General features: G+C 68.0%; 9 protein-coding genes. 8 read left to right on the top strand and 1 reads right to left on the bottom strand.

Annotated elements, in window-relative coordinates:
• Nucleotides 1-67 precede the first annotated feature (67 nt).
• The 6 genes from VOI19_RS10205 (at nt 68) to VOI19_RS10180 (ending at nt 5,809) form a co-directional block, all read left to right on the top strand.
• Nucleotides 68-826 carry a F0F1 ATP synthase subunit delta gene (locus VOI19_RS10205; RefSeq protein WP_323792856.1) on the top strand — a complete coding sequence of 253 codons (759 nt, stop codon included), beginning with the start codon at nt 68-70 and terminating at the stop codon, nt 824-826.
• Nucleotides 827-913: 87 nt separating this feature from the next.
• The gene (gene atpA / locus VOI19_RS10200) at nt 914-2,557 is read left to right on the top strand and encodes a F0F1 ATP synthase subunit alpha (RefSeq protein WP_323792855.1); all 1,644 of its coding nucleotides are present in this window, start codon (nt 914-916) and stop codon (nt 2,555-2,557) included.
• A gap of 6 nt (nt 2,558-2,563) precedes the next feature.
• Nucleotides 2,564-3,478: a F0F1 ATP synthase subunit gamma gene (locus VOI19_RS10195; RefSeq protein ID WP_323792854.1), complete on the top strand. Its 915-nt coding sequence runs from the start codon at nt 2,564-2,566 to the stop codon at nt 3,476-3,478.
• 5 nt (nt 3,479-3,483) lie between these two features.
• Nucleotides 3,484-4,926, top strand: a complete 1,443-nt coding sequence (atpD, locus tag VOI19_RS10190) for a F0F1 ATP synthase subunit beta (protein ID WP_416366372.1) — start codon at nt 3,484-3,486, stop codon at nt 4,924-4,926.
• The gene (locus tag VOI19_RS10185) at nt 4,926-5,324 is read left to right on the top strand and encodes a F0F1 ATP synthase subunit epsilon (protein ID WP_323792852.1); all 399 of its coding nucleotides are present in this window, start codon (nt 4,926-4,928) and stop codon (nt 5,322-5,324) included. The genes atpD and VOI19_RS10185 overlap by 1 nt, the downstream gene beginning before the upstream one ends.
• Before the next feature lie 44 nt (nt 5,325-5,368).
• A complete protein-coding gene (locus VOI19_RS10180) occupies nt 5,369-5,809 on the top strand; it encodes a DUF2550 domain-containing protein (protein WP_323792851.1) in 441 nt (146 codons plus the stop codon).
• Between the two features lie 37 nt (nt 5,810-5,846).
• Here the strand turns inward: VOI19_RS10180 and VOI19_RS10175 are convergent, their stop codons facing one another.
• Nucleotides 5,847-6,419 (bottom strand): cob(I)yrinic acid a,c-diamide adenosyltransferase, encoded by a 573-nt coding sequence (locus VOI19_RS10175; RefSeq protein WP_323792850.1) that lies wholly within the window; start codon nt 6,417-6,419, stop codon nt 5,847-5,849.
• A 167-nt stretch (nt 6,420-6,586) separates the two neighbouring features.
• Between VOI19_RS10175 and VOI19_RS10170 the strand changes: the two genes are divergently transcribed.
• Nucleotides 6,587-6,889, top strand: a complete 303-nt coding sequence (locus VOI19_RS10170; protein WP_323792849.1) for an STAS domain-containing protein — start codon at nt 6,587-6,589, stop codon at nt 6,887-6,889.
• Nucleotides 6,890-6,954: 65 nt separating this feature from the next.
• Nucleotides 6,955-7,501: hypothetical protein (locus VOI19_RS10165; protein ID WP_323792848.1), on the top strand; the 547-nt coding region annotated here is incomplete at its 3' end.

The following is a 7,501-nucleotide window of genomic DNA, read 5'->3' as shown; positions in this document are numbered from 1 at the left end:
CGTCCGGTCTTCGTCGAGGGCCGTCTGGTTTCCCTGGTCTGCAACCGGGCGCACCAGTCCGACATCGGTGGCGGTGCGGCGGGCACGTACAACCCGGAGAGCGACGGTGGCGGACGACCTGTTCTCGGCAGCATCGACGCTGCGGTCCGAGGTGGCCCTGCGCCGTTTCGCGACCGACGCCTCGATCCCTGCTCAGGCCAAGTCCGGCCTGGTCAACGAGGTCTTCGGTGGCAAGGTGCACGACGTCACGCTCGGTGTGCTGGCCTCGGCCGTCGCCCACCGCTGGGTGGCCGGCCGTGACCTCGCCGATGCCCTCGAGCACCTCGGTGTGATGGCGTACGTCAAGGCAGTGGGGTCCGAGACCCCGCGGCTGGCTGACGAGCTGTTCGCCTTCGCCCAGGCCGTCAAGGTCACCCCCGACCTGCGCGACGCGCTGTCCGACCCGGTGCGTTCAGCCGCGGACAAGCGGCGACTGATCGGAAACCTGCTCGAAGGCAAGGCGCTGCCGGCCACGGTCGCGCTCGCCGGACAGTCCATCAGTGGCAGCCACCGCACGGTGGCCGTCGCGCTCACCGAGTACCAGAAGGTCATCGCCGACGTTCAGGCTCAGGGTGTCGCCACCGTTCGTGTGGCCCGTCCGCTGCCTGACGCCGAGGTCGACCGTCTCGCTGCGGCCCTGTCGGCGCAGTACGGCCGCCCGGTACACCTCAACCTGCTCGTCGACCCCTCGGTGCTCGGCGGCATCCGGGTGGAGATCGGCGACGACGTCATCGACGGCACGGTCTCGAGCCGTCTCGACGATGCCCGCCGACGGTTGGTCGGCTAGCCCAGCGGCTGCCGCCACCAGCTCCACCGTCCTCCACCCTCACGCTCACCCCGACGCACCAGTAGACCCAAGAGAGAAGGCACCACAATGACGGAGCTCTCCATCCGTCCGGACGACATCCGCGACGCGCTGCAGAAGTACGTCGCCGAGTACCAGCCGGACGCGGCCAGCAAGGAAGAGGTCGGCACGGTCGCCGAGGCCGGCGACGGCATCGCGCGCATCAGCGGCCTGCCCTCGTGCATGGCCAACGAGCTGCTCGAGTTCGAGGACGGCACCCGCGGCCTCGCCCTCAACCTCGACACGCGCGAGATCGGCGCCGTCGTGCTCGGTGACTTCGACAAGATCGAGCAGGGCCAGACGGTCCGCCGCACCGGCGAGGTGCTCTCGGTGCCCGTCGGTGACGGTTACCTCGGTCGCGTCGTGGACCCGCTCGGTGTCCCGATCGACGGTCTCGGCGACATCGCCACCACCGGTCGTCGCAACCTGGAGACCCAGGCGCCTTCGGTCATGGAGCGCAAGTCGGTCCACGAGCCGCTCGCCACCGGCATCAAGGCGATCGACGCCATGACGCCGATCGGCCGCGGCCAGCGTCAGCTGATCATCGGTGACCGCGCGACCGGCAAGACCACGGTCGCGATCGACACGATCATCAACCAGAAGCAGTACTGGGAGACCGGCGACCCGGAGAAGCAGGTTCGCTGCATCTACGTCGCCATCGGTCAGAAGGGCTCGACCATCGCCTCGGTGCGTGGCGCGCTCGAGGAGGCCGGTGCTCTCGAGTACACGACGATCGTGGCCTCGCCCGCGTCCGACTCGGCCGGCTTCAAGTACCTCGCCCCCTACACCGGCTCGGCCATCGGCCAGCACTGGATGTACGAGGGCAAGCACGTCCTCATCGTGTTCGACGACCTGACCAAGCAGGCCGAGGCCTACCGCGCGGTCTCGCTGCTGCTCCGCCGCCCGCCGGGCCGTGAGGCCTACCCGGGTGACGTCTTCTACCTGCACAGCCGTCTGCTCGAGCGTTGCGCCAAGCTCTCCGACGAGATGGGCAAGGGCTCGATGACGGGTCTGCCGATCATCGAGACGAAGGCCAACGACGTCTCGGCGTTCATCCCGACCAACGTCATCTCGATCACCGACGGTCAGATCTTCCTGCAGTCCGACCTCTTCGCCGCCAACCAGCGCCCCGCCATCGACGTGGGTGTCTCGGTCTCGCGTGTGGGTGGAGCGGCCATGACCAAGGCGATGAAGGCAGTCACCGGCTCGCTCAAGGTCGACCTCGCGCAGTTCCGCGCGATGGAGGCGTTCGCCATGTTCGCCTCGGACCTCGACGCCGCGTCGCGTCAGCAGCTCGACCGTGGTCAGCGACTGATGGCCCTGCTCAAGCAGCCGGCCTACTCGCCGTACCCGATCGAGGAGATGACGATCTCGCTGTGGCTCGGCACCAGTGGTCGCCTGGACAAGGTGCCCGCCGACGACGTGCTGCGCTTCGAGAACGAGTTCCTCGACTTCCTGCGCCGCTCGCACGAGGGCATCCTCTCGGCGATCCGCGAGTCCTTGAAGTTCGAGGACGACACCGCATCCGCCGCCTCCGACGCCTACACCTCGTTCCTCGACCAGTTCGAGACGAGTGAGGGCAACTCGATCAAGATCGGTCACGAGGCGGCCGCTGAGGCCCTCGGTGACGACGAGGTCGAGCAGGAGCAGATCGTCAAGCAGAAGCGGGGCTGACCACTCATGGCTGTATCGCTGCGTGAGTACCGTGCGCGGATCAAGTCGACCGAGTCGATGAAGAAGATCACGCGCGCCATGGAGCTCATCGCTGCCTCGCGCATCATCAAGGCGCAGCAGCGGGCCCAGGCGGCAGCGCCGTACGCCCGTGAGCTGACGCGCGCGGTGTCGGCGGTGGCGACGTTCTCGAACGTCGACCACCCGCTGACCAAGGAGGAGGACAACCCGGTCAAGGCCGCGGTGCTCATCGTGACGAGCGACCGTGGTCTGGCGGGTGCCTACTCCGGCAGTGTGCTCAAGGAAGGCGAGCGACTCTTCGAGCGCCTTCGTGAAGAGGGCAAGGACGTCGACGTCTTCGTCGCCGGGCGCAAGGGCGAGGCTTACTTCAAGTTCCGCAACCGCCCGGTCGTGAAGTCCTGGACGGGCTTCTCCGACCAGCCCTCCTACGAGGTCGCGGCCGAGATCGGCGAAGCGCTGATCGAGGCCTTCCTCAAGGACCAGGGCGAGGAGGGTGACGTCGACGAGGTCCATGTCGTCTACACCCGCTTCCGCTCGATGCTGGTCCAGGAGCCCACCGCGGTGCGGCTCCTGCCCCTCGAGATCATCGAGGGCGAGGAGGCTCCGGACGCCGCAGAGGCACTTCCGCTCTACGAGTTCGAGCCGTCCCCGGAGTCGGTCCTCGACGGACTGCTGCCGCAGTACGTCCAGAGCCGCATCTTCTTCGCTCTGCTCCAGGCAGCGGCGTCGGAGCTCGCGGCGCGCCAGAAGGCGATGAAGTCGGCCACCGACAACGCCGAAGAGCTGATCAAGAAGTACACGCGGATTGCCAACCAGGCGCGCCAGGCCGGCATTACCCAGGAAATCAGCGAGATCGTCGGTGGCGTCAACGCGCTTGCCGATGCCAACGCCGCCAACGACTGAACCCTGTGAGTGAGAGAGACATGACTACCACTGTTGAAGAGACCACCACCGGTTCGACCGCCGGCAGCACCGGCCGCGTCGCCCGGGTGACCGGGCCTGTCGTCGACGTTGAGTTCCCCGTCGACGCCATGCCCGAGATGTACAACAAGCTCGAGGTGCCCGTTGAGCTCGGCGGCGAGACCGTCACGCTCATCCTCGAGGTCGCGCTGCACATCGGCGACGGCATGGTGCGAGCCATCTCGATGAAGTCGACCGACGGTCTGGTGCGCGGCGCCACCGTCACCGACACCGGCGGCCCGATCTCGGTGCCCGTGGGTGACATCACCGAGGGTCACCTCAAGGAGGGCGAGGTCTACGAGGTCACCGAGCGGTGGGGCATCCACCGCAAGGCCCCGGCCTTCGACCAGCTTGAGTCGAAGACGACGATGTTCGAGACCGGCATCAAGGTCATCGACCTCCTCACCCCGTACGTCAACGGTGGGAAGATCGGTCTCTTCGGTGGTGCCGGCGTCGGCAAGACCGTGCTCATCCAGGAGATGATCGCTCGAGTCGCCAAGGACCACGGTGGTGTGTCGGTGTTCGCCGGTGTCGGCGAGCGCACCCGTGAGGGCAACGACCTCATCGCCGAGATGGAAGAGGCCGGCGTCCTCGGGCAGACCGCCCTCGTGTTCGGTCAGATGGACGAGCCGCCGGGGACCCGGCTGCGCGTGGCCCTCTCGGCGCTGACGATGGCGGAGTACTTCCGCGACGTCCAGAACCAGGACGTGCTGCTGTTCATCGACAACATCTTCCGGTTCACGCAGGCCGGCTCCGAGGTCTCGACCCTGCTGGGTCGGATGCCGTCCGCGGTGGGTTACCAGCCCAACCTCGCCGACGAGATGGGTCAGCTCCAGGAGCGGATCACCTCGACGCGTGGTAACTCGATCACGTCGCTGCAGGCCATCTACGTGCCGGCTGACGACTACACCGACCCCGCGCCGGCCACGACGTTCGCCCACCTCGATGCCACCACCGAGCTGTCGCGTGACATCGCCTCGCAGGGTATCTACCCCGCGGTCGACCCGCTGACCTCCACGTCGCGGATCCTCGACGCCCAGTACATCGGTCAGGCGCACTACGACTGCGCGATTCGCGTCAAGCGGATCCTGCAGCGCAACAAGGAGCTCCAGGACATCATCGCCATCCTCGGTGTCGATGAGCTCTCGGAGGAGGACCGCATCATCGTCTCGCGGGCCCGTCGCATCCAGCGCTTCCTGTCGCAGAACACCTACGTCGCCAAGCAGTTCACCGGCATCGAGGGGTCGACGGTCCCGGTCGGCGACACCATCGAGGCGTTCAACAAGATCGCCGACGGCGACTACGACCACGTTGCCGAGCAGGCCTTCTTCATGTGCGGTGGACTCGACGACGTCGAGGCCAAGTGGGCTGACATCCAGAAGAACCTCTGATGGCTGCCGATATCGGGACCGGCCTGCAGGTCGAGATGGTCGCCGCGGACCGCGTCGTGTGGTCCGGCGAGGCGTCCATGGTGATTGCACGCACGTCTGAGGGTGACCTCGGCGTGCTGCGGGGCCACGCCCCGCTGCTCTCGCTCCTGGTCGACGCTGCGGTCGAGATCTCCACCCCGGACGGCGTGGTCCACGCCGCTGTCGACGGTGGGTTCATCTCGGTCGCGGCCGACCGGGTCTCGATCCTCTCCGAGCACGCGCTGCTCGCCGAGGAGATCAAGATCGACGAGGTCAAGGCCGAGCTGGAGGCTGCCGACGGCATGCCCACCGGTGACGAGCGCGAGCTGCGGATCCGGCGCGCAAGCGCCCGGATCCGGGCCGTCGAGAAGGCGTCCTAGCACGAACCCACGAGGGTTCGTGCTCCGAGGAAGGGGAGGGGCGCGTGGCGTGGTGGCAGTGGTTGATCGACGCTGCCGGCGTCCTGTTGCTCCTCGTCGTCCTCTACGCGGCGGCCCTCGTCGTACGACGGCGCGTGCTCTCGCGCCATGGCGGCACCTTTGAGTTGAGCCACCGCGTCCGTCCCCACGGGGACGGACGCGGTTGGGTGCTCGGGCTCGGCCGTTACTCGGGCGAGGAGCTCGAGTGGTTCCGCGTGTTCTCCCTCGCTCCAAGACCCAGGCGCACCTGGGCGCGCGAGGCGTTGAGCTATGACGGGAGCCGTGAGGCTCTCGCTGCCGAGCGGATGTCGCTCTACCCCGATCACGTCGTGATGCGGTGCCAGACCCGCGACGGTGAGGTGGAGCTGGCGATGAGCACGGCTTCTCTCACAGGCTTCCAGGCGTGGCTCGAGGCCCGCCCGCCCGGCACCGACTGGAACCGCTGAAGCAGCGTCCGTCTGGCGCCCAGCCGAGAGGGCTCGCTCAGCGTTCGCCGCCGGGCACCCACAGCACGTCGCCCTCGGCGCGGTTCGCGTGACGGGCCAGGATGAACACCAGGTCCGAGAGCCTGTTGAGGTAGGTGATCGCGAGCGGATTCATGCTCTCGGCATACTCCGCGTGGGCCGCCCAAGCGGAGCGCTCGGCTCGCCGGATCACCGTGCGGCACACGTGGAGGTGGGCCGCGCCGGTGGTGCCGCCGCTGAGGATGAAGGACCGCAGCGGGGTCAGCGACTCGTTGTAGTGGTCGCACCACTGCTCGAGGCGGTCGACGTAGTCCTGCTCGATGCGCAGCGGGGGGAACTCCGGGTCGGCGACGACCGGGGTGCAGAAGTCAGCACCGACGTCGAACAGGTCGTTCTGCACGTGGGTCAGCACGGCCACGACGTCCTCGTCGAGGTCGCCGGCCGCCACGGCCAGCCCGAGGTGGGCATTGGCCTCGTCGACGTCCGCGTAGGCGTGGAGACGGGGATCGTTCTTCGTGGTGACGCTCATGTCGCCCAGACGGGTCTCGCCCGCGTCACCGGTGCGTGTGTAGATCTTCGTGAGGTTCACCATGCGGTCGAGCCTAGCCAGGGTGGTCGTGCACCGCTTCACCGGAAGGGACACGCCACACTCTCAGCGAAATGACAGGCGAATTCAGGCAACCTCATGGTGTGCTGGGGCGTCATAGGGGAGTGGCAGCCGGGAGAACGACCAGCGACCCGAGACGAGGGAGTGGCCCCATGGACATCGTGACCGACGGTCCCGAGATCCTGCTCGCAGGGGACTTCGACGTCCGCTGCACCTGGCAGGTGCGCATGGCGCTCTACGACGCCCTCGAGCGGCACCCGCGCGTCGTGGTCGACCTCGGTGAGGTCGCCACCGTCGACGTCACCGCGCTCAAGGTGCTGGCTGTCGCCTCCCGCTTCGCCGCCCGCCGGGGCGGGCAGGTGCGGCTGCGCGGGTGCAACGGCGCCGTGCGACGGCTGCTGCACATGACGCACCTGATCCGGCTCGTCGACGTCGAGCGCGATGCCCTGGTGTAGGAGACAGCGTAGGAGACAGCAGCGAGCAGAGCCCTGAGTTGAGGACGAGGGGCAGAGTGTGACCCATGCGCTCTCGACTCGTCCTCTCGGTCGTCCTGGCCCTGCCGGCCCTGTCCCTCGCCGGCGCGGGGTTCTTCCACCCGCACGGGCTGACCTACGAGACGTCGTCCTTGTGGTCGTCGCTGCACTTCCCTGGCCTCCTGGCGTTTCCCCTCGTGGGCGCTTCGCTGGCGTGGCTCGTGCGGGGTCGCAACGATGCGCCGGCCTGGCTGGTCCGGGGGGCGGCGCTCGTCTACGCGGCGTTCTACACCGCTCTCGACGTGGTCAACGGGATCGCGGCCGGCTACGTGACCCATCGGCTCGGCCCCGGGGTGCCCCGTCCCGACGAGATCCGCTACCTCTTCGACATCGGGCGGCCCCTGGGCGACATCGGTGAGTGGGGGTTGATCGTCTGCTGCGTGGCCGTCGCCGTCGATCAGGTGCAGCGTCACCGATGGGCAGGAGCGCCGGCCCTGGCGCTGGTGGTCGGTGCGTGGTTCGTGCGCGGCGACCACATCTTCACGCCGGTCGGGGTGTTGGGCATGGCCCTGATCGGTGTCGTCAGCGGCTACC

Origin of the sequence: Nocardioides sp. (genome assembly GCF_034670285.1) — a bacterium.
In the GTDB taxonomy this organism is placed as follows: domain Bacteria; phylum Actinomycetota; class Actinomycetes; order Propionibacteriales; family Nocardioidaceae; genus Nocardioides.
This window is presented reverse-complemented; position numbering and strand designations above follow the sequence as displayed.

Coding starts and splice junctions, on each gene's coding strand:
- atpA (WP_323792855.1), top strand. CDS start 914: ATGACGGAGCTCTCCATCCGTCCGGACGACATCCGCGACGCGCTGCAG.
- VOI19_RS10195 (WP_323792854.1), top strand. CDS start 2,564: ATGGCTGTATCGCTGCGTGAGTACCGTGCGCGGATCAAGTCGACCGAG.
- VOI19_RS10185 (WP_323792852.1), top strand. CDS start 4,926: ATGGCTGCCGATATCGGGACCGGCCTGCAGGTCGAGATGGTCGCCGCG.
- VOI19_RS10175 (WP_323792850.1), bottom strand. CDS start 6,419: ATGGTGAACCTCACGAAGATCTACACACGCACCGGTGACGCGGGCGAG.
- VOI19_RS10170 (WP_323792849.1), top strand. CDS start 6,587: ATGGACATCGTGACCGACGGTCCCGAGATCCTGCTCGCAGGGGACTTC.